At 42.8% G+C, this 21,733-nt stretch carries 13 protein-coding genes; 11 read left to right on the top strand and 2 right to left on the bottom strand.

Going from position 1 to position 21,733, the window contains the following annotated elements:
* Positions 1-196: 196 nt before the first annotated feature.
* From H1A14_RS13665 to H1A14_RS13640, 6 genes are all read left to right on the top strand, one after another.
* On the top strand, positions 197-1,912 hold the full coding sequence (locus tag H1A14_RS13665; protein WP_194776837.1) for an FAD-dependent oxidoreductase: 1,716 nt from the start codon (positions 197-199) through the stop codon (positions 1,910-1,912).
* 285 nt (positions 1,913-2,197) lie between these two features.
* A complete protein-coding gene (locus H1A14_RS13660; RefSeq protein ID WP_194776836.1) occupies positions 2,198-3,007 on the top strand; it encodes a DUF2306 domain-containing protein in 810 nt (269 codons plus the stop codon).
* Positions 3,008-3,313: 306 nt separating this feature from the next.
* Positions 3,314-4,315 (top strand): NAD(P)-dependent alcohol dehydrogenase, encoded by a 1,002-nt coding sequence (locus H1A14_RS13655; protein WP_194776835.1) that lies wholly within the window; start codon positions 3,314-3,316, stop codon positions 4,313-4,315.
* Between the two features lie 37 nt (positions 4,316-4,352).
* The gene (locus H1A14_RS13650) at positions 4,353-5,327 is read left to right on the top strand and encodes an NAD(P)-dependent alcohol dehydrogenase (RefSeq protein WP_194776834.1); all 975 of its coding nucleotides are present in this window, start codon (positions 4,353-4,355) and stop codon (positions 5,325-5,327) included.
* Positions 5,328-5,371: 44 nt separating this feature from the next.
* Positions 5,372-6,196, top strand: coding sequence for a polysaccharide deacetylase family protein (locus H1A14_RS13645; RefSeq protein WP_194776833.1), 825 nt, complete (start codon positions 5,372-5,374; stop codon positions 6,194-6,196).
* A gap of 162 nt (positions 6,197-6,358) precedes the next feature.
* The gene (locus H1A14_RS13640; RefSeq protein WP_194776832.1) at positions 6,359-6,886 is read left to right on the top strand and encodes a hypothetical protein; all 528 of its coding nucleotides are present in this window, start codon (positions 6,359-6,361) and stop codon (positions 6,884-6,886) included.
* A 34-nt stretch (positions 6,887-6,920) separates the two neighbouring features.
* On the opposite strand, the gene H1A14_RS13635 is transcribed toward H1A14_RS13640, so the two are convergent.
* Positions 6,921-7,664, bottom strand: coding sequence for a class I SAM-dependent methyltransferase (locus H1A14_RS13635; protein WP_194776831.1), 744 nt, complete (start codon positions 7,662-7,664; stop codon positions 6,921-6,923).
* 220 nt (positions 7,665-7,884) lie between these two features.
* On the opposite strand from H1A14_RS13635, the gene H1A14_RS13630 reads away from it, so the two are divergent.
* Positions 7,885-9,402, top strand: coding sequence for a DUF4394 domain-containing protein (locus tag H1A14_RS13630; protein WP_194776830.1), 1,518 nt, complete (start codon positions 7,885-7,887; stop codon positions 9,400-9,402).
* Positions 9,403-9,536: 134 nt separating this feature from the next.
* On the opposite strand, the gene H1A14_RS13625 is transcribed toward H1A14_RS13630, so the two are convergent.
* The gene (locus H1A14_RS13625; RefSeq protein WP_194776829.1) at positions 9,537-10,139 is read right to left on the bottom strand and encodes a DJ-1/PfpI family protein; all 603 of its coding nucleotides are present in this window, start codon (positions 10,137-10,139) and stop codon (positions 9,537-9,539) included.
* Between the two features lie 146 nt (positions 10,140-10,285).
* On the opposite strand from H1A14_RS13625, the gene H1A14_RS13620 reads away from it, so the two are divergent.
* The 4 genes from H1A14_RS13620 (at position 10,286) to H1A14_RS13605 (ending at position 21,559) form a co-directional block, all read left to right on the top strand.
* Positions 10,286-13,507, top strand: coding sequence for a S41 family peptidase (locus tag H1A14_RS13620; protein WP_194776828.1), 3,222 nt, complete (start codon positions 10,286-10,288; stop codon positions 13,505-13,507).
* A 350-nt stretch (positions 13,508-13,857) separates the two neighbouring features.
* Positions 13,858-16,260, top strand: a complete 2,403-nt coding sequence (locus H1A14_RS13615; protein WP_194776827.1) for an ABC transporter permease — start codon at positions 13,858-13,860, stop codon at positions 16,258-16,260.
* Positions 16,261-16,569: 309 nt separating this feature from the next.
* Positions 16,570-18,990 carry an ABC transporter permease gene (locus tag H1A14_RS13610; RefSeq protein WP_194776826.1) on the top strand — a complete coding sequence of 807 codons (2,421 nt, stop codon included), beginning with the start codon at positions 16,570-16,572 and terminating at the stop codon, positions 18,988-18,990.
* A 142-nt stretch (positions 18,991-19,132) separates the two neighbouring features.
* Positions 19,133-21,559 (top strand): ABC transporter permease, encoded by a 2,427-nt coding sequence (locus H1A14_RS13605; protein ID WP_194776825.1) that lies wholly within the window; start codon positions 19,133-19,135, stop codon positions 21,557-21,559.
* Positions 21,560-21,733 lie beyond the last annotated feature (174 nt).

Here is a 21,733-nt window from a genome sequence, read left to right as displayed (position 1 = left end):
TTGGGTTATAAGTAAAGTTAAGAAAATAGAGGGTCAAAGGAAAGCAATAAGCTTTTGACTTGAAGTCGGGGAGTAAAGAAATTCATACAAGCATTTCTCGAATTTCTAATTTTGTAAACCTACATTAATAAAAAATTTAATAAAGGTCTAATTCTTAACCAAAAATTTATAATTTAGCCTAATCCAAATGATAACCATGAAAAGAAGAAACTTCTTATCCACCTTGGCCTTGGGTTCCGGAACCCTGGCACTGTCTCCTTTACAGCAACTTTCTGCACAAAGCGATTTTATAGGTAATGTAAGTGTTTCTGAAAACCACAAAAACTACCAAGCAGATGTGGTCATTGCCGGAGGGGGGCTTGGTGGATGTGCAGCCGCTTTGGCTGCCTTAAGGAACGGATTATCTGTGGTAATGACCGAAGAAACCGACTGGATTGGAGGACAAATCACCCAACAAGGAGTCCCACCGGATGAGCATCCTTGGATAGAAACCCATGGCGCACCGGCATCTTACCGGGAGTTTAGAACGGCGGTGCGGGATTATTACCGAAATCACTATCCCTTGACAGAAGAAGCTGCTTCCAATGATTTTTTGAACCCAGGAGATGGTTCGGTTTCCAGGCTCTGTCACGAACCTAAAGTAGCCTTGGCCGTGCTGCATGCCATGTTTGCCCCTTATGAAAGTGCGGGGAAATTGGTGCTTTTGCTGAACCATCAGGTCAAATCCGCAGCCTATCAAGGCAATAGGGTTCAATCCCTTAGTGCGAAATCATCACTGACAGGAACAGAGGTATTGTTGCAGGCGCCTTATTTCGTGGATGCCACAGAATTGGGAGATTTGTTGCCCCTGACCAAAACTGCCTATGTAACCGGGACAGAATCCAAAGCTGAAACAGGTGAACTCCATGCTCCTGAAAAGGGCAATCCGGAGAACAACCAATCTTTTACGGTTTGTTTTGCCATGGATTATGTCAAAGGAGAAGATTGGACCATCCCAAAACCGGAAGATTATGATTTTTGGAAAAATTATGTACCTGACTTAACCCCTCCATGGCCGGGTAAAATGCTGGCCATGCATTATTCCAACCCGCAGACTTTGGCCCCTAAGTCACTTGGATTTCACCCCGAAGGAATCCCGACAGGGGACCTGTTGAACCTTTGGCTTTACCGCAGGATATTGAACAAAAACAATTTTAAATCAGGATGGTATCCCGGTGACATCACGCTGGTCAACTGGCCACAAAATGATTACATCCCCGGGAATATTGTGGATATCAGTGAAGCGGAGTTCATAAAGCATTTCAACGGTGGCAAGCAGTTGAGTTTATCCTTTTTGTATTGGTTACAAACCGAGTGTCCCCGACCTGACGGTGGTAAAGGATGGGAAGGATTAAGGCTGAGAAATGATGTGATGGGCACGGAAGATGGCTTGGCAATGTATCCCTATGTCCGCGAATCGAGAAGAGTTAAGGCACTTTTTACAGTTCTGGAAGAACATGTGGGCAAAGAACAAAGGGCCATGGTTTCAGGCTTGTCTGGAGAAGAACTAAAGGCGGCCACTTTTGATGACAGCGTTGGGATAGGATATTACCACATTGATTTGCATCCAAGTTCAGGTGGAGACAATTACATCGATTTCCCTTCTTTACCTTTTCAGATCCCTTTGGGAGCTTTAATTCCCCAAAGCATGGAAAACCTACTTCCTGCCAACAAAAACATCGGAACCACCCATATCACGAATGGCTGTTACCGCCTTCACCCGGTGGAGTGGAGTATCGGAGAAGCAGTTGGTCTGTTGGTTCCATTTGCCATGGCAAAAAATGTCAGCCCCAAAACAGTGAGGGAGGACAAGTCCCTGCTAAGTCAATTTCAGGAGATGATCCGGAAGCAAGGGGTGGAAACGGAGTGGTAAAAAGTTTGATTATTGGTGTTAATCTAACAATATCAGCATTAATTAAATAGGCTTGTTATCCCATCCTTTACTTTTTTACCTGTCCGTTAACATACAATTTTTTGTTCGGTAATGAACAAGTTTTTTTCACAAAATAGTTTCATTACCTCGTTAAGGCCAAAAATTATTTTGGTACAGCAATTGAAACAGAATAAATTCTGTTTGATTGATCATCCCTTTGCATAAAAAATCTCTTACAATTTCTGACATAAGCCGAAAAGCGTGTCCATCCAAAAAGAAACATTAATGGAAACCAAAATCAAAAATGAAATTCGTTCGATAAAAGTGTTGGATTTTAGCGTGTTGGTTTGGTTTGTGACCGTGGTGCTGGGACAAATGATTTTTGCCTATTACATCCTCTTTTTATATGGAAAGGCAGGCCTTCAGGGAAATTTTGAGCATTGGAATGCCGTCACTCCCCATGGACATCTTGCCAACGATGTTTTGGGAAACGTGATTTTTGGGATGCACGTCATGCTTGCTGCCATCATAACTATAGGGGGACCACTTCAGATTATTCCAAATGTGCGCAACTGGTTACCTACTTTCCACCGCATCAGCGGTCGGGTCTACGTGACCGCTGCCTTTGTGATCAGTATGGCAGGTTTTTACCTCACTTGGGTCCGCGGATCAGTTGGTGGTATCGAGGGAGCGATATTTATCAGCATCAATGGCCTGATCATCATGACCTGTGCTTTTTTTGCCATCCGATATGCTTTGGCCAAAAAATTTGATATCCATTATCGATGGGCCTTGAGGTTGTTTCTGGCTATGAGTGGGGTATATTTTTTCAGGGTAGGCATGATGTTTTGGCTGGCCATTCATCAGGCACCTGTGGGATTCGATCCGGAGACTTTCCGTGGACCTTTTTTGGTGGTGCTTTACATGGTCACCTATGTCCTTCCATTGGCCTTTTTGGAGTTGTATTTTAGGGCCAAAAGAAGCCAAAAGAAATATCCAAAATGGGCTTATTCCCTATTCCTTTTTGTCCTTACTGGTGGTGTGGCTGTGGGCATATTTTCAGCTACTTTTGGCATGTGGTTGCCCCGTTTGTAGATTGGATGCTTTAAAATTTATATTGCCCCGAAAAAATCCAAAGATAATGGGGTTGACAAAGAGATAATAAAAAAAGGGCTAATTGAAGGGATAAGTTTGGACGATGAATCTATTTTGCCAAATTTATTAAAATTATAAATGTATGTGCACATTGATGCAATTCAATATAATACTCGCCAGGAAACTGAAATGTCCGGCATGGACTTCCGACTTTGGACTTCCGACCCGTTTGAAGTAGATTATAGGGGTACTGGCAAAGAAACAGCTGGCCATAAAAATTCAAAAACTTAAAGCAGAAAAAATCAAATGAAAGCCATGGTGTATTCCCAATACGGAGGGCCGGAGGTACTTTCTTTCAAAGAGGTACCCAAACCACTGCCTAAGCCCAGGGAAGTTTTAGTGAAGGTACATGCTTCATCCATCAACGATTGGGATTGGGGGCTTTTGCGGGGAGAACCCTTTGTCAATCGCCTACTATTTGGTTTGATGAAACCAAAATTAAAGGTACTGGGATGCGACATTGCAGGCAGGGTTGAAGCCATTGGATCTGAGGTAAAAGATTTTCAGGTAGGTCAGGCTGTTTTTGGTGATATTTCCTCTGGGAATTGGGGTGGATTTGCTGAGTTTGTATGTGTAGAAGAAAAGTTATTGGCTCCAAAACCTGATGAAATCAGCTTTGAGCAGGCCGCAGCCATTCCTCAGGCAGGATTGCTGGCCCTTCAGGGGTTCCAACTTCACGAAGATCAAAGAAACCCATCAGGTTTCCAAAGCATCCTTATCAATGGAGCCGGTGGAGGGGTTGGAACTCTTGCTGTTCAACTGGCCAAAATGAAGGATATACACGTCACTTGTGTGGATAAAGAGTCAAAATTAGACGCTCTTAAAGGATTGGGAGCAGATGAGGTTTTGGATTATCAACAAGTGCATTTTAGTGATCTGGGCCAACGGTATGATTTGATATTGGATGTGATGTGTAATCGGCCGATCGGGCATTACCGTCGATGTTTGAAACCCAATGGCACCTATGCAACCGTCGGTGGTGAGATGCCTAGCCTGTTTAAAATAATGGCTTATGGTGCATTGTTTTCGAAGGTTTGGCCCAATCCAAACAAGCAAAAAATCAATGCGGTGATGCTACAGTCCAAGAGATCGGATTTGAATTACTTGTCCGAACTCATTGTAGAAAAAAAACTTTCTCCAATTATAGACAGCATTTACCCCTTAACTGCCTTAAGGGAAGCTTTTGCACATTATGGAACAGGAGTACATGTAGGCAAAATCCTCATCAAAGTTTATGAGGGTGCCTAGCCTTAAGATAAAAACTTCAATCAAAAGCAATGATTTGATGAAAGCATTTACCTATTCTCGTTATGGTGGCCCGGAAGTTTTAGGGATCAATGAAATTCCAAAGCCAACCCCCAAAGCCAATGAGATATTGATAAAGGTGAAGACCTCCACGGCAAACCGTACCGATTGGGGTTTCTTGAAGGGAAGGCCTTGGATTGGTCGTTTTTGGAGTGGCTTGTTTGCTCCCAACAACCCTGTATTAGGCAATGAGTTTGCGGGAATGGTGGAGAAATTAGGGGATAAGGTAACTGAATTCCAGTTGGGGGAGAAGGTTTTTGGATACAATGATGCTACTTTTGGAGCCCATGCCGAATACTTGGCTGTTTCTTCTAATGGTCCTGTTGCTGTGATGCCAAGTAATCTGGGATTTGAATCAGTTGTTGCTGGAACTGAAGGAGCCCACTATGCCCTCAATTTTATTAGAGCGGCCAAAATCACCCGTGGACATAAAGTTTTAATTTACGGGGCATCAGGCGCAATTGGGTCTGCTGCGGTTCAGCTGTCAAGAATTGCTGGCGCTAAGGTCACCGCAGTCAGTCATACGCGTACAATGAAAGCTATTGACCAATTGGGTGCTGATCGATTGGTGGATTATCTTACCGAGGATTTTACGAAAGTTGGGAATGACTTTGATTTTGTCTTGGATGCAGTAGGAAAGAGCTCTTTTTGGCAATGTAGGCCCTTGCTAAAAGCCAAAGGTATATATGCTTCTACAGAATTGGGTAGGGGGTCACAAAATCCCTTTCTGGCTTTAATCACACCCATTTTTGGTGGGAAAAAGGTGATTTTCCCCATTCCCACCATCAACAAAGAAGATGTATTGTACTTGAAAAACTTGATGAAAACCGGAGAATTCAAGCCTTTGGTGGACAAAATTTATCCCATCACCCAATTGCAGGAAGCCTTTGCCTATGTGGGCTCGGGACAAAAAATCGGCAATGTGGTCATCCGGGTGGAAAATTCCTTTTCTTGAGAACATGTCGAATCCAGCTCGGAAATCATTAATTTGAGTCTTGCATGAATAAAATCGTCAAATTTTTTCTGATGGGATTGTTTGGACTTTTTTTCCTTTCCTGCCGAGGTCCGGAAAAACAAGCCCCTACCGAGGCTAAAGTCCAAAAGGGCTTTGCTCTGCTTGATGCGCATGGGGCCATCATTAGAGGGGATACTTCTGAAAAAGTACTGACCCTGATTTTTTCGGCGGATGAATTCGGTGAAGGAGGGGAGAGTATTCGTGAAACTTTGAAGCTTCATGAAATTAAGGCTGCTTTTTTTCTGACTGGTAATTTTTATCAAAATCCCGAGTTCGAATCCCTTATTCACAGCTTGATAGCCGATGGTCATTATTTAGGAGCCCACTCTGACCAACATTTATTGTACGCGGACTGGAACAACAGAGACAGTCTTTTGATCAGTAAAGCAACTTTTGTGTCTGATTTGGCAGCCAACTATGCCAAAATGGAAAAATTTGGATTAAATAGAGCAGATGCACCGTTTTTTTTAGCTCCTTATGAATGGTATAATCGGACCATAGCTGAATGGTGTTTGGAATCAGGAATCCAATTGGTCAATTTTACTCCTGGAACCAAGACCCCTGCTGATTATACCTATCCTCAAATGAATGAAAGATACCGAAGCAGCCAGGAAATCATTGCTTCTGTCCTTGAACATGAGAGACTTGATCCTAATGGTTTAAATGGGTTTCTACTCCTCGTGCATCTTGGGACTGACCCCCGCCGAGAGGATAAGTTTTACCATCATTTGGATGATTTGATTCAATCCTTGAAAGGTAAAGGTTACCGGTTTTTACCCATTGAGCAATTGCTCCAAATCCATCCATGAATTAATTGGTTTTTCTGGAAATACCTTTTTAAAAAATCGAACATTATTTTTCAAGGCATTTCTATTCTTGAAAAACCCGGGACAAAATGGACATTTTCCTTATTTCTTATTAATTTAATGGGAAATTTGATGTATGGATGCAGCAGAAAGAAAATAGATAAGATGAAAACAGTCAAATTAGACATAAAAGAACCCTTAAAAATTGCCCGATACCTAAAAGGCTTGGGGTGGATATTTTTGGTTGTTTCGCTGTTCCTGTTTTTGATAGACGAAGGGAAATTGGAACAAAGAAATCTGTTGATTGCGATGTCTTTCATTTTTTCTATGGTATTGTTCATATCGGATTATCTTCTTTTGCCAAGAAAGAAAACCGGTGAAATCAAACTGGATAACAAACAGATTACCATTTGTAGGACAAGGCATAAGAAAGAGATTCCCTTTGAAGAAGTAGTAAAAATCAAGGTCATTCTCGCCAACAGAACGGACCGGTTTCATAGAGATTGGTGGCCACTTAATGATGCTCCTACACGCTATGAATCAAGCTCTGAAAACCTACTGGATATCAAAACAAGAAACGGGAAAAACTTTTATGCCTCTTTTCACCTTGATCAAAAAAGAACGGAAAGAAAACTGGTTCAGACCCTGAGACAACTGGGTAAAAAATACAGGGTCAAATTGAGGGTATATTGATTAAATTTTTTCAGTTATACCAAAACCTTCAAAGCTACTTTCTATTTGCTGAATCATCTTCAGCCAATCCAAAAACCAAAAAATGTTGGATGTTCATAAACTGACCGTTTTCTTCCAAACGAAAACCGTTTGCCTCTAGCTCCTTGGTGATTTGTTTTACGGTCATTTTGTGTAGTGCCTTGATATTGACCTTGGGATCTTCTCCCCGATATTCTATCAAAAGAAGTTTGCCATCAGGTTTAAGGGATTTTCTGAGTTCCTGAAGAACTTCATGGGGATACAGAAGTTCATGGTAGACATCCACCATGATGGCAAAATCTATTGCATTTTCTGGGAGCATTGGGTTTTTTTCGGTACCCCGGATTGGTTTGACCTGCTTAAAACCCAATTCTTCACTTTTTTCCTTCAAATAGACAATGGCTTCATCTTGGATCTCTACAGCATAAACCAAGCCTTCAGGTACAAGCTGGGCTATTTTGAAAGTATAATACCCGGAACCTGCGCCTATATCAGCCACGATACTTTTGCTATTGACGGGAAGATTTCGGATGGCCAATTCAGTATTTTCTTCTTTGGATCGACTGGGTCTTTCCAACCAGTTCTTTCCTGCAAAACTCATCACATGGGCTATTTCCCGACCCATGTACACCTTGCCCGTCCCATCCCGGTCAGGGGTTTTATAAGTGTAGGTAGTAGCTTGTTTATCCATCCCATTCTCCTGGCAAAGACAAGGTGAACTTATAAATGAAACCATGAGAAGACTGAGCAGTATTTTCATTTTAGAAGGTGTTTCTTCAAGTTAAAATTAAATCTATTGATTGCCATTAAAAATTAACATGATCAGAATGCTTATGTTTTCTAATTACAGGATAATATAGAGAATCAGGCTTATTCATTTTTTTTACGCCACAATACTTAAATTTTTTTTTACCCAATCCAGATACGGTGTTGGCTTCGTATCTCCCTGGGTAAAACCAATCCAAATTATTATGAAAACAATGAACAAAAAAAACTGGCTGAACATCTTTGCCATCCTACTGAGTGTGGGTTTTTGGGTATCCTGTAATGATGACAATGACAGGCCTCCTGTCACAGAACAGCCTGGGCAGGCCCCTGATGTGGCATTCACCGCCTTGACAAATGACAATAGAATCCTGCGGTACCAGGCCCGTGAATTGAACGCCCCCATGGATATCATGGCCATTACTGGTCTGCCAAACGGGGAGCAAATTATCAGCATTGATTATCGACCTGCTACTGGTCAGCTGTATGGACTGGGCTCAAGTAGCCGGCTTTACACGATCCATGAAATGAGTGGGGAAGCCACTGCCCTAGGGGAAGGCCCTTTTTCACCTACCGTAATGGGAGAAAACGCTTCTTTGGATTTTAATCCCACCGTGGACAGAATCCGTCTGGTCACAGCCTCTGGCCAAAATCTACGGCTTCATCCTGAACTGGGCACTGTGGTAGCAGAGGACGGTGACATCAATGGTGGCAACAATCCGATGATCGGAGCAGTAGCTTATACCAACAGCATGGCCGGGGCATCAAGCACTGTATTGTACGACATAGATTTTGGGGGCAATAAACTTTTTATGCAGGATCCACCTAACGATGGTGGTCTAGTGGAAGTCGGCGATTTGGGTGTAGACTTTATGGGTATGGGCAATTTTGATATCAACCCCGATAACACCGCTGCTTTGGCGATAACCCTTAACGACGGAGAGTCCCTTTTGTACAGTATTAACCTAAATACAGGTCAAGCGGACTGGGTAGGTACTTTTGGGATGCAGATACTAGGTATTGCATTTAAAACCAATCCAGTGGCATTTGCCACCAATGCTGAAAATCAACTTTACCGATTTGATCCCACCAATCCTTCGATGAATGCAGTAGACCTGATGGGCATGATGAGCGGTGAACTGGTAGTAGGACTTGATTTTAGACCACAGAATGGTACCCTTTACGCTGTGACCAACCAAAGTAGGCTGCTTACAGTCAACACAGCAAACGGGGCGGTTTCTGAAGTTGGTAATGGCCTGATGCCTGGATTGATGGGTGATTCCTTTGGATTTGATTTTAACCCAACGGTAGATAGAATAAGACTGGTCAGTGATGAGGGGCAAAACCTCAGATTGCATCCGGATCTGGGTACGGTAGTAGCAGAGGACGGAAATTTGAATCCGGGTAGTCCATTTGTCAATGGCGCTGCCTATACCAATAATTTCGCCAACGCCACAAGTACACTTTTGTATGTGGTGGATAGCGAAAACAACATGCTTTATACGCAAGATCCGCCGAATGATGGCGTTTTGGTGCCGGTTGGAGACTTGGGCATTGATATAGAAGCTGATAATGGATTTGATATAGGAGGCGATTCCAATGATGCCTATGCACTCTTCAAAGTTGGTGGCAGCACAGCCGTTTATCAGATCAACCTGAGTTCGGGAATGGCCACCAAGGTAGCTGATTTCAATATCGAGGCTACTGCAATGGCACTGGGACTGGGTTTCTAAAATTTTTTAGTTCTATTTTTTCAAAGAGCTTCTTGTTGGGAGAAGCTCTTTTTTTTACGTTTTTTTTTATCAGCACGCATCAATAAACCGCTACAATGTCTTTCGCCCAAAAAAAAGTTTGGCTTTCACCTATTTTACTTTTCATGGTTCCAGTCCTCTCCATACTCCATGTATTTCATGGTATTCTTTTGAACTGCTTGCCCAAAGAGCCGACCTACTATATGTAAAGAAAGGTCGATACCGGCAGATATGCCTCCTGCTGTCAGGATTTGTCCCAAATCCACAAATCTTTTGGTCTTGTTGGGAATTCCCCCATGGGTTAGGGTATGTACATCTTCGAAAACTTCATGGTGGGTAGTGTATTCCCGGCCATCCAAATAACCCAACTTGGCCAAAATCCTGGCGCCACTACAGACGGAAAAGGTGATTTCAGTTTCGGGTATATGATGCTCCATCCAAAGCATAACTTTCAGATCTTCAATAACCGCTTTGCTGCCATCCCCACCTGGAATCACCAAAATATCCACTTGCTCCAAGTCAGCCAAGCTGGTATCCGGCTGAATTTGCAATCCATTTCTTGCTTTTAGCAGCTTTCCATCTTTGGAAACCACTTTTATATCTAATAGGCTGTAACCTTCCATTTGGTTGGCCACGGAAAAAACCTCAAATGGACCTGCAAAATCCAAGACTTCCATGTCCTCAAAGGCAAAGAGAGCAAGACTTCGCTTAGTATGCATATTAAATAAGGTTGATGTGATACCAAATATAACTGGATGAATTTTCCGAGATATGTAATTTAGACCCAATTATGCTCCGTTGGTGGAATTCATAGTTGGTTGGATTAAATTTTATTTATTTTCGGGAAATTATATGAGATGAAATCATGGATGCTATAAAGTCTTTTCTACTTGGGTTGTTGCTTGCTCTTCAAAGTTTAAGTTTAGCTCAAGAAAATTCAAGTTGGTTACGCTATCCTTCCATTTCTCCGGATGGTACTACCATTGCCTTTACCTATAAAGGGGACATTTACACTGTCTCCAGCAATGGTGGAAAAGGCAATCAATTAACTTTTCACGAGGCACATGACTACATGCCTGTTTGGAGTAGAGATGGTAGTAAAATCGCCTTTTCCTCAGACAGGTATGGTAATTTTGATGTGTTTGTCATGGATGCTGCCGGTGGGGCTGCTACCCGATTGACCTACCACTCCAACGATGAATGGCCATATTCCTTTTCTGCTGATGGACAACAGGTTCTGTTTGGCGGGGTAAGGCAGGATTTGGCTGAGCATCGGCAATATCCTGCGGGTTATTTGCCCGAGCTCTACCAAGTTCCGGTGAAAGGTGGCCGTGTAAATCAAATTTGGACCCTTCCAGCCGAATCAATTCAGGTGGGTGCGGATGGGAAAAAGATGCTTTACCATGATAAAAAAGGAGGAGAAAGTGAATGGAGAAAAAGACACCGCTCTGCCATTACAAGGGACATTTGGCTCTATGAAAAAGAAAGCGATTCCCATACTATGCTGACTAGCTTTGAAGGAGAAGATCGCAATCCTGTCTTCTCAGCTGATGGGGAATCCTTTTATTTCCTCAGTGAGGCCAATGGCAGCTTCAATGTTTTCAAGTCAAATTTGGAAAATCCTTCAGAGGCCAAAGCACTTACCCAATTCGAGGATTTTCCAGTGAGGTTTCTCTCCATTTCCAAAGAAGGTCTAATGAGTTTTTCCTATGATGGTCATCTCTATACCCTTAAAGAAGGTGAGGAACCTCGGAGGTTGGAGGTGGAAATCAAAACCCAGGCCATTTCCAACCCAGACAGCTTCATCAGTATCAATGGCGGGGTAAGTGAAATGGCACTATCCCCAAACGGGAAGGAAATAGCCTTTATTGCAAGGGGTGAGGTTTTCGTCACTTCAGTGGATGGGGCCATGACCAAAAGGATCACGAATACCCCTGAACAGGAGCGGTTTTTACAGTTTGCACCAGATGGAAAATCACTTCTATATAGCAGTGAGCGAGAAGGAAAATGGCGTATTTACCAAACCAAAAAAGTAAGGGAAGATGAAGAGCCTTTCTTTTTTGCCAGTACTTTGTTGAATGAACAGGATTTGGTGAGTAATGAGGTGGATAATTACCAGCCATTGCTTTCTCCCGATGGAAAAAAACTCGCATATATAGCCGGAAGAAGGTCATTGAATGTGATGGATCTGAGCAGCAAGAGCATTACAACACTGATGAATCCTGAGCAGCTTTTGCACATGCGGGATGGTGACCAGTATTTTGCCTGGAGTCCTGATAGCAAATGGTTGTTGGCTGAATTTCGGCCCACCTTGTCCAATGGAGAGATAGTATTGTTGGATGCCTCAGGTACTCAGCCTATGAAAAACCTTACCCAAAGTGGCTACAGCGACAGCAGACCCAAATGGGTCAATGAAGGAAAGCAAATGATCTGGTTTAGCAATAGGGATGGTTTAAAAGGATTCGCTACTAGTGGGGGCTCACAAAATGATGTTTTTGCCCTGTTTTTCACCCAAGAAGCCTTTGACCGCTTCAAATTGAGTAAAGAAGATTTTGACTTGATGAAGGAGGTGGAAAAGCTTGGAAAGGAAGAGGAAAAGAATGGAGATAAGAAAGAGGAAAAAAAGATTGAGGACTTAAAGTTTGACTTGGAAGACCTACGTGACCGTAAGGCCAAACTTACCTTACACTCCTCTTCTTTAGGGGATGCGGTGTTGGATAAGGAAGGGGAGAAGCTATATTATCTGGCCCGATTCGAGAAGGGATACAATTTATGGACCACAGACCTGAGGAGTAAGGAAACCAAACTGGTACAAACCTTAAACGCTGGTTTTGGTCGATTAGAATGGGACAAGAAAATGGAAAACCTGTACCTGCTGGCAGATGGAAAGATTTCTAAAATCAGTGAGAAAGGCAACAAACAAGAAGCGATCAAAATTGCGGGAGAGATGACACTGGATACAGATGCAGAGCGCATGCACATGTTTGACCACATAAAAAACCGAACCAAAGGTATTTTCTACACACCGGATATGCACGGGGTGGATTGGGATGAACTTACAGTTCAATATGCCAAGTACCTTCCTCATATCGGCAATGGGTACGAGTTTGCCGAGATGGTTTCCGAAATGATCGGAGAGCTCAACGTATCCCATGCAGGTGCCCGTTACAAAAGACCCGTAGACCAGGAGGATGCCACGGCTTCATTGGGCATTTTCATGGATTACTCCTATGAAGGGGATGGCATCAAAATTTCCGAAGTCCTCAAAGGGGGCCCTTTGGATAAGGCAGGCCTCGACATCAAGGCTGGTTTTATCATAGAAAAGATAGATGGAGAAGCCGTAAATAAGGACAAAGACATAGCTGCTTATCTGAATAGAAAAACCGATAAATTTGTGCTTTTGGAAATTTCGGAATCTGGCACAAACAGTAAAAAACAACTCACGGTCAAGCCCATTTCTTTGGGAGAAGAAAGTCAATTGTTGTATAAAAGGTGGGTAAAAAAGAATCAGGACGAAGTGGAAAAGTTGAGTGAGGGAAAATTGGGTTATGTACATATCCCGAGCATGTCCGATGGCCCTTATCGCAATGTGTATGAAGAAATGATGGGCAAATACCATGATAAGGATGGAGTGATTGTGGACACGAGATTTAATGGAGGAGGGGATTTGGTAGCTGATCTGGCGATGTTTTTCACTGGGGAAAAATTCATCACCTATGCGACAGAGGATAGGGTAGTAGGGTATGAACCTACTTTCCGATGGACCAAGCCTACCCTTGCCATGTTCAACGAGGCCAACTATTCCGATGGCCATTGTTTTGCCTGTGGTTATACAGATCTAAAAATCGGGAAAACGGTAGGAATGCCAACCCCCGGAACCTGTTCTTTTGCAGGCTGGGAAGCCTTGCCCAATGGTAGCCGATGGGGCGTTGTACCCATATCCGCCAAGGACAAAGCAGGCAATTGGATGGAAAACAATCAGACCAATCCCCAATTTCAAGTCAAGAACATGCCCGGAAAAATTGACCGCGGAATTGACCAACAGTTGGAAAAGGCAGTGGAAGAGTTGATGAAAGAGCTGGATTAAATGTAATAAAACCATTCAGAATACCTAACTGCTTATTAGGCTATTTATCAACTGATCACAAAAATCAAATGTTTGCATTTTCCGGCCAAAACCGGGATTTGTTTTCTATTTATTGTACACCTTCACCTATTGAATAGGTGGAGGTTTTTTTTGGACTTTGTCCGCTGACGGGCAAAACTGTACGACTTTAGTTAGATGATTTTTTTTTAATCCCTAAAAAACGTGGAGTGGTGGACATTTTTGGCATGGCACAATGATGGATAATAGTTTTTTGCCGAAAGGAGGCAAGCTGCCCTTTGAAAGCTAAACCAACATCTCAGATAAGCTAAACACGTCATTTTATATCGGTCATGTGGAAAAACTATTTTAAAGTTTCCTTCAGAAATCTATCCAAAAGGAAATTGTATACTGGTATCAATATCCTAGGACTTACCATAGCAATAGCGAGTTTTTTGGCTATCGCGTTGTATATCCACCATGAAGCCACCTACGACAGCATGTATACTGATTCGGATCGAGTGGTCAGGTTCGGACAAAGATTTGCCATGGCAGGGGAGGAGCAGGTGGTCAGTATGACTCCGTCTGCCTTGGTACCTACTTTGATGGAAGAAGTCGACGAGGTAGAGGTAGGAACATTGATTTTTGACTTCGGTATTTTTTCTACTGTCTTAATCGATGCAGGGCAAGGCAATCAGGAGGAAAACAAATTCGCTTTCGTGGATGAAAACTTTTTTGAAGTGTTCGATTTGGAATTATTGGCTGGAGAGGCAGGCAAATTATTGGCTGAACCCAATCAGATTGTTTTGACAAAAAGTACCGCAGAAAAATATTTCAGAAATTCATATTCAGGAGTAGGTCAGTTCTTGAAAGTTGACGGAAAGGATTATCTGGTTACCGGCGTGGTCGCAGATTTCCCTAGTAACAGCCATTTGGATTTTGATTTTTTGGCTTCATTTATCAGTACGAGAGATGGGAAAGACCCAAAATGGAGCCCTGCCAACTATTATTCTTATGCCAAATTAAGGCCAAATGCTGACCGGGATCAGTTCGCCCAAAAACTGGATGTGTTGGTGGAAAAATACTTTGGTGAAGAAATGAGAAGCTATGGCTTTGAAGTGGGCGTGTTGTTCCAGCCGTTGACCTCCGTTTATCTGGGTGATAGTCAACTAAAGGAAATGAAGCCTGCAGCTGATGTGAAAAATCTCTACATTTTTGGTGTGGTCGCAGTCCTATTGATCATCATAGGGATTATCAATTATGTCAATTTGGCTACGGCCGAAGCCACTGAGAGAAATAAAGAGGTAGGACTGAGAAAGGTAATGGGAGCGGGTAGGCTTCAGTTGTTTGGTCAATTTATCTCTGAGTCTTTTATACTTACTTTTTTCAGCTTGATTTTAAGTATTCTTTTGCTGCTCCTATTTAAATCCCGGTTTGAAGCCTTTGCGGGTATCCCCTTAAACCTGGAATTGCTGCTCAGCCCGATGGGAATTTCTATAGGACTGGCATTACTGATTTTTATTGCATTTTTTGCTGGATATTATCCCTCTTTCGTGTTGTCAGGATTGGAACCTTTACAAGCTTTGGGCAAAAGAATTTTAGGGCATAGGGGTGGGCCATGGCTTAGAAGAAGTTTAGTGGTTTTTCAATTTTTTGTGTCTATCAGTCTATTGGTTTCCACGTTGATTGTAAAACAGCAGTTGACCTACATGCAATCAGTCAATCTGGGCTATGAGCGGGAATCTGTAGTAGCCTTGAATTTTCATTACAATATGCGGGAACAGATTCCCTCCTTTAAAAATGAAATTGAAAGAGGGGGTGTTGCACTTTCCGCTAGTTTGGGTAATTCTATGCCTCATTTTATTCAAGCAGGCTATTCAGTTTCACCAGGAGGTAACAATGATAAAGAATTCATGATCACAGGATTTGCAGTCGATCATGATGTAGTAAAGACCCTCGGATTAAATTTGATTGCAGGAAGTGATTTCACCGAACAGGACATTGATCAGACAACGGCATATGAGGAAGATCAGGAAATGTATGTGATCTTCAATGAAGCGGCCATTAAAGAACTGGGCTGGACGCCTGAGGAAAGCATTGGTCGGAAAATTGTGTACAATGGAGTCAATAGCGTCATCAAGGGCGTGGTACAAAATTTCTATTTCAATTCTCTTCACCATCAGGTCAGCGCGTTGGGAATCTTTATCCAACCTAGGGAGGCCAATTGGTTATTGGTGAAAATGCCAAAAGGCAATCCAACTGATCATTTGGCAAAATTAGAAGGGATATTCAAGGATTTTTTTCCTGAGAGACCTTTTGCTTATCGCTTTTTAGACGAGGAATACGGAAAAATGTACCTGGCAGAACAAAAAATCGGGCAAATATTCGGCCTATTTGCCGCTATTGCCATCTGCATCGCTTGTATGGGACTGTTTGGATTGGTTTCTTATGTTGCTTTGAGAAGGACACGGGAAATCAGCATCAGAAAAGTTCTCGGTGCCCAAGCCTCTGACGTACTCAAAGTCCTTTCCGCGGATTTCTTTGTTTTGCTTCTGATTTCAGCTTGCTTGGCAGTTCTATTTGGGCTGTGGTTTTCCAAAGAATGGCTACAGGGATTTGCCTACAAAACGGATGTGTCCCCTTGGATATTTGTCATGGCCGTTTTGGTTGTGGGAGGCATTTCATTTCTTACGATTGGATATAGAGCGATAAAGGTTTTCCTTCAGGACCCTGCCAAGACATTGAAGGATGAGTAGATTGGCAGATGGTAAGTAAGAGGTGAAAGGTGTATGTAAGAAGTAAAAGGAAAGAAGTAAATCTGTCAATATTGTCTGCCGATTTGGTAGAGGTTAAATCCCGAAGGTTATTAGCCCCGGGCGGCAACTGGGGGAGAGTAAAAATAACCGGTAAAAATAAACCCTGAAGGGGTTTAAGGGATACCAAAGTAGTATTCCAATCCAATTTTGTTGGGATAAAGTTATTACCATTGATCTGTTTTTCAGAAGTAGTAAGTATTTGATTTGGAGTAAAAAAGAAAAAAGGGCCATTAGATAAACAAAAAAAACATGCTCAAAAATTATTTTCTCACTGCTTGGCGCATTATGGGTAGGCAAAAAGCCTATACAGCCATCAATATCATGGGTTTTAGCCTGGGTATCGCCACATTCATGTTGATCGTGATCTATGTGGTGGATGAGTTGAGTTATGATAAATTCCATCCTGATGCTGAAAACATCTACCGGATCAGCATGCACGGGAGGATGAGTGACAATGATTTTGAGGTAGCCATGACGCCCAATCCCATGGCTCAGGCTTTGGTTGATCAAGTGCCTGAAGTGGAAGATGCCATCAGGTTTGGGCTGTTTAGAACCATGCCTATCCAATATGAAGACAAGACCTTCACTGAACCCAGAATGTTGGCTTCTGACCCTGGTTTTTTTGATTTCTTTGGATTCAGCTTATTGGAAGGAAATCCCGAAACAGCCCTTGTCGGACCCAATAAAGTGGTGCTGACCCAATCAACCGCCAAGAAGTACTTTGGGGAGGAGAGTCCCATTGGTAAAATCATCCTGAGAGGATCCGACAAGAAGGAAACGGAAGTATCGGGCGTCATGGAGGATGTTCCTCATCACTCCCATATGGCTTTTGATTTGATCCTGTCCGGGGAGAGTTGGGACTATATGAAAACTACCCAATGGACCAGCAACAACCTATACACTTATTTTAAAACCTATCCTGACGCGGATTTGGGCAATGTTCAAGCGGCTTTGGATAATTTTGTGATAAAAAATTTCGGGCCTGAACTGGAACAGTTTATGGGGGTTTCCTTAGATATCTTTTTGGATCAGGGTAATAAGCTCGGATATCAGGTGATGAATATCCGCGACATCCATCTTCGGTCCGATGTACAGGAAGAAATCAAGCCTACGGGCAGTATTCAGTACCTTTACATTTTTGGTGCTGTGGCCTTTTTTATCATCATCATTGCCTGTATTAATTTCATGAACCTATCCACAGCCCGCTCAGCCAACCGGGCCAAAGAAGTAGGTGTCAGAAAAACCATCGGAGCGAAGACTTCTAAACTCATTGGGCAGTTTTTATCCGAATCCATTCTTTACAGTGCCATTTCTACTTTTATTGCTTTGTTTTTGGTTTTGCTCGCCCTAAGACCATTCAATGTGCTCTCTGGCAAAAGCTTAGGCCTTGGTATTTTCGCCGATCCATTGATCATACTCTCCATAATCGGTTTTGCTATTATTGTGGGGATTTTGGCTGGTTCTTATCCTGCGTTTTATCTGACCTCCTTTTCACCTGTAAATGTACTGAAGGGAAAAATCAGAAGTGGTGCGAAAAGGTCAAACTTCAGAAACGGACTGGTGGTATTCCAGTTTTTCATTTCCATATGTTTGATTATCAGTTCGCTCGTGGTATATCAGCAACTCCGATATTTGCAGGAAAAAAATCTGGGTTTTGACAAAGAAAGTGTAATCAATCTCCTGCATACCAGATCCTTGGGTCAGAATGCCAAAGCGTTCAAAGATGAGCTGAATGGCCATACTGATTTTGTAGCGGCCAGCTTTGCCAATCGGCTGCCACCGAATGTGGACTGGAACTCTGTGTTTAGGAACGTGGAGACAGGACAGGATTTTCTTTGTAACCTTTATTTTGTAGACCATGAGCAGGCTGAAGCTATGGGTTACAAAATGGCCGACGGAAGGTTTTTCTCCAGGGATTTCCCAAGTGACACAAGTGCTGTGATCATCAACGAAACTGCCTTCAGACAAATGGGCTGGAAAGAATTGGATGGGGCACAGCGTATTTCAGGATTTTGGGGCAACAATGATGAGCCTATCGAAAGGCAAGTGGTCGGTGTGATCAAAGATTTCAACTTTGAAAGTCTGAAATTGAATGTCAGGCCGTTGATCATCACTTTGGGTCCGGAACCCAATGATGAGATGGCCATCAAACTCAGTTCAGGAAATGTGAAAGAGAAAATTACCATTCTGGAAAACATCTGGAAGAAGTATTCCAATGGGGCTGCCTTTGAGTATTCCTTTGTGGATGCCAATTTCGAAGCACAGTTCCGTTCCGAGCAAAAAATGGGGAATATCATCTTGGTATTCACCATCTTGGCCATTGGTATTGCTTGCCTGGGATTGTTTGGATTAGCAGCCTACACCACCGAACAGCGATCCAAAGAAATCAGCATCAGAAAAGCCCTTGGAGCATCAGTCACGAATCTGGTTACCATTCTGAGCAAAGATTTCACCTTGTTGGTTCTCATCTCCTTTCTGTTTGCAGGACCCTTGACCTACTACCTCATGAACCATTACTGGTTACAAAATTTCCCTTTCAGAATTGAAATCAATGTACTTTGGATCTTACTAGCAGGTGTGTTATCAATCATTATTGCCTGGCTTACGGTCAGCTACCAGTCATTCAGAACAGCCGCAAGGAATCCTGTGGATTATTTGAAGAATGAATAGGGTCAGATGAAAAGTAAATTAGATAGGCAGATAAACGGAAAATTGGATAAACGGATAGCAGATGAACTGAAAGCCAAGTAACCAATCTCCGTATACAAGACCGAAAAAATAAAAACCATAAAGAAATACAACGACCATAACCATGCTCCAAAACTACCTGAAAATATTCGTCCGAAACCTGAAGAAGAATCCTGCATATATCCTAATTAATATATTGGGACTTTCTGTGGGAATGGCAGCCAGTATTTTGATTTTCCTCTTTGTCCAACATGAACTCAGCTATGATAGTTATCATGAACATTCAGATAGGATTTTCAGGGTCTCAAGGGCTTGGTTCAATCCGGATGGCCAAACCAATCTTCATCTGGGTCATGCAGCACCTCCCTTTGCCCCATTGCTGAAATCTGATTTTGGAGATCAGATAGAGGAGGCAGTAAGGCTTACAAGTACGCCGGTGATCATCAAAGAATCAACCAATACTTTTGAGGAAAGCAGATTTTATTTTTCGGATGCTGAAGTGTTTAAGGTGTTTTCCTGGCCTTTGGTCGAAGGTGATTTGGAAACTGCCCTCTCTTTCCCTGATGGTTTGGTGATCACAGAATCCATGGCCAAAAAATATTTCGGGGAACAGGATGCCATGGGAAAATCCCTGGAAGTGATGATTGGTTCGGACAAAATGGATATGCAGGTCAGAGGCGTGATGGCTGACGTGCCGGAAAACTCCCATTTTCAAGTTGATTTCCTGGCCTCGATGGAACTGGTTGTCGCTTTTTATGGAGGGTATGAAGCGATCATGAAAAATTTCGGAAACAACAGTTTTGGTACTTATTTGCTATTGGCAGATGGGGAAAAGGTGGAAGCTTTGGAAGCTCAGATCCCCGCCTTTATTGACCGACACCTCACACCAAGCTCCCAAGGATTTTCTGCCTCTATGGGTACCAAACTCTTTTTGTGGCCTGTCACCGATATCCATTTGCATTCCAATTTGGATTCAGAAATGGAGCCAAACAGCAGTATGGAATATGTCTACATTTACAGTGCAATTGCCATCTTCATTCTCTTGATAGCCTGTATCAATTTCATGAATCTGGCGACCGCACGGTCTGCCAAAAGGGCTTTGGAAGTTGGTTTGAGAAAAGTACTTGGTGCCGACCGGCAATTGTTGGTGAGACAGTTTATGGCTGAGACCATCTTTATGTCCCTATTGGCCTTAGTGATCGCTCTGTTGTTGTCTTACCTCTTCTTACCAGTGTTCAGTAATTTTACTGGAAAAATGCTTACCCTCAATTTTATTACCCACCCGGAGTACTTGGGTGGTCTGATTTTATTGGTACTCTTGGTAGGTTTGGTTGCTGGCAGTTACCCTTCCCTGTTTTTATCCGGGTTTCAACCGGTCAAAGTCCTGAAAGGAACCTACAAAATTGGCTCTATCCATGAGAAACTACGATCTGCTCTGGTGGTGGGACAATTTGCTATCTCGGTGATATTGATTGTCGCCGTTTTGGTCGTGATGAACCAGCTCGATTTTATGAAAAACAAAGACCTTGGTTTTGAAAAAGATGAAATTGTGGTTTTGCCTGCCCATGCTGAACTGACGGGAAATTTTGATATGATGCGTGACCGATTGATACAACACCCGGGTATTGAGGACTTGGCTTTGGGAAGCAGGGTACCTTCAGGAAGGTTATTGGATGCTCAAGGTGCCCAGGCAGAAGTGAACGGTGAATTGTTGCCAGTGGAAGTTAGGATCTCAGATGTCCATGTAAGTCATAGCTTTACGGAGACTTTTGGGATGGAAATCGTTGCGGGAAGGAATTTTGATTTCAACCAGGCGAGTGACTCCACCGAAGCATTTATTTTGAATGAAGCTGCGGTAAGGGCCATCGGATGGGCAAATGCTGAAGAAGCCATTGACAAGCCATTTCAATATGGTTTAAGAAGGGGTCGGATTACCGGTATCGTTAAAGATTTTCATTTTGAATCGCTTCATCAGCCCATCAGTCCTTTGGTTTTTTTGATTCCCCAAGACCGCTTCAATGAGGTGGCCATTAAAATCAACGGTGAGCACAAAGAGGCTGCCTTGGATTATCTTAAAGAGGAATGGCTGGCGATGAAGCCTGATTTCCCCTTCAATTATTACCTGATTTCTGACAGGTTTGACCAGCAATACGAGGCAGAGGAAAAGGTGGGGACCGTATTTGGATTCTTTGCAGGACTGGCCATTCTGATTTCAGTATTGGGACTGTTTGGTTTGGCAGCCTATGCCACCGAGCAGCGCACCAAAGAAATAGGCATCAGAAAAGTGATGGGTGCCAGTATTTGGAGCATCGTTTCCTTGTTGGGACTGGATTTTCTGAAATTGGTGCTTTTTGGATTCCTCTTGGCCATTCCCATTGCCTGGTATGGCATGAACGGCTGGCTTGATAATTTTGCTTATAGTGTCTCTGTCTCATGGATTGTATTTGGGATTGCGGGATTGGCAGCCACTATTATTGCCGCACTGACTGTGAGTTCCCAGTCGCTCCGTGCTGCCATGATTAATCCTGTGGATGCCTTTAAGGTGGAATAAAAGTTAGGACCTTTGAGGTTTTCAAAACCTCGAAGATCTTTATTTTATTGAAAATGCAGAGAAACCGAAAACAGTTAATCTGTAAATCTGATATACCGATTAGCTGATAACCTGAAAACCTTTTAATCTACTTTCGGTAGTCAGACCTGAATTTTCACAAACCGATAAACCGAT

Source organism: Pararhodonellum marinum (assembly GCF_015354735.1).
GTDB lineage: Bacteria > Bacteroidota > Bacteroidia > Cytophagales > Cyclobacteriaceae > Pararhodonellum > Pararhodonellum marinum.
The sequence above is the reverse complement of the archived record's forward strand: the minus strand, read 5'-3'. Positions and strand labels throughout refer to the sequence as shown.

Coding starts and splice junctions, on each gene's coding strand:
- H1A14_RS13635 (WP_194776831.1), bottom strand. CDS start 7,664: ATGAAAATACTGCTCAGTCTTCTCATGGTTTCATTTATAAGTTCACCT.
- H1A14_RS13650 (WP_194776834.1), top strand. CDS start 4,353: ATGAAAGCATTTACCTATTCTCGTTATGGTGGCCCGGAAGTTTTAGGG.
- H1A14_RS13655 (WP_194776835.1), top strand. CDS start 3,314: ATGAAAGCCATGGTGTATTCCCAATACGGAGGGCCGGAGGTACTTTCT.
- H1A14_RS13645 (WP_194776833.1), top strand. CDS start 5,372: ATGAATAAAATCGTCAAATTTTTTCTGATGGGATTGTTTGGACTTTTT.
- H1A14_RS13665 (WP_194776837.1), top strand. CDS start 197: ATGAAAAGAAGAAACTTCTTATCCACCTTGGCCTTGGGTTCCGGAACC.
- H1A14_RS13615 (WP_194776827.1), top strand. CDS start 13,858: ATGTGGAAAAACTATTTTAAAGTTTCCTTCAGAAATCTATCCAAAAGG.
- H1A14_RS13630 (WP_194776830.1), top strand. CDS start 7,885: ATGAACAAAAAAAACTGGCTGAACATCTTTGCCATCCTACTGAGTGTG.
- H1A14_RS13610 (WP_194776826.1), top strand. CDS start 16,570: ATGCTCAAAAATTATTTTCTCACTGCTTGGCGCATTATGGGTAGGCAA.
- H1A14_RS13625 (WP_194776829.1), bottom strand. CDS start 10,139: ATGCATACTAAGCGAAGTCTTGCTCTCTTTGCCTTTGAGGACATGGAA.
- H1A14_RS13660 (WP_194776836.1), top strand. CDS start 2,198: ATGGAAACCAAAATCAAAAATGAAATTCGTTCGATAAAAGTGTTGGAT.
- H1A14_RS13620 (WP_194776828.1), top strand. CDS start 10,286: ATGGATGCTATAAAGTCTTTTCTACTTGGGTTGTTGCTTGCTCTTCAA.
- H1A14_RS13605 (WP_194776825.1), top strand. CDS start 19,133: ATGCTCCAAAACTACCTGAAAATATTCGTCCGAAACCTGAAGAAGAAT.
- H1A14_RS13640 (WP_194776832.1), top strand. CDS start 6,359: ATGAAAACAGTCAAATTAGACATAAAAGAACCCTTAAAAATTGCCCGA.